The sequence below is a fragment of the uncultured Mesonia sp. genome, from assembly GCA_947499595.1.
Lineage (GTDB): Bacteria > Bacteroidota > Bacteroidia > Flavobacteriales > Flavobacteriaceae > Mesonia > Mesonia sediminis.
The window spans coordinates 1-904 of record CANMOY010000032.1; the positions used below are offsets into that span (position 1 = coordinate 1).

The following is a 904-nucleotide window of genomic DNA, read 5'->3' on the forward strand; positions in this document are numbered from 1 at the left end:
ATACAAAATCCATAGCTTCGGTAGTATGTTTATGCCCGATTATTATCCATGCCGAACCGCTCGACTAGTGAGCTGTTACGCACTCTTTAAATGAATGGCTGCTTCCAAGCCAACATCCTAGCTGTCTAAGCAGTTCAACCGCGTTTATTCAACTTAACATACATTTGGGGACCTTAGCTGATGGTCTGGGTTCTTTCCCTCTCGGACATGGACCTTAGCACCCATGCCCTCACTGATATTTAACATTTTATAGCATTCGGAGTTTGTCAGGAATTGGTAGGCGGTGAAGCCCCCGCATCCAATCAGTAGCTCTACCTCTATAAAACTAATAATATCGCTGCACCTAAATGCATTTCGGGGAGTACGAGCTATTTCCGAGTTTGATTGGCCTTTCACCCCTACCCTCAGGTCATCCCAAGACTTTTCAACGTCAACGGGTTCGGTCCTCCACTTTGGGTTAACAAAGCTTCAACCTGCCCAAGGGTAGATCACACGGTTTCGCGTCTACCACTACCAACTTTGGCGCCCTATTAAGACTCGCTTTCGCTACGGGTGCGTACCTGAAGTACTTAACCTTGCTGATAACGGTAACTCGTAGGCTCATTATGCAAAAGGCACGCCGTCATCCCTTAACAGGACTCCGACCGCTTGTAAGCGTATGGTTTCAGGGTCTATTTCACTCCTTTATTCAAGGTTCTTTTCACCTTTCCCTCACGGTACTGGTTCACTATCGGTCTCTCAGTAGTATTTAGCCTTAGCGGATGGTCCCGCCAGATTCATACAGGGTTTCACGTGCCCCGCACTACTCAGGATACCACTATCTGTTACTAAATCTTACCTATACCGGGCTATCACCGTCTATGGCCAAGCTTTCCAACTTGTTCTAGTTCAATTTGCACAGAAT

General features: G+C 46.8%; 1 rRNA gene. It reads right to left on the reverse strand.

The features are described from left to right. Positions 1 to 904: ribosomal RNA gene (locus ACH2AZ_RS12425) — 23S ribosomal RNA — on the reverse strand; the annotation flags it as partial.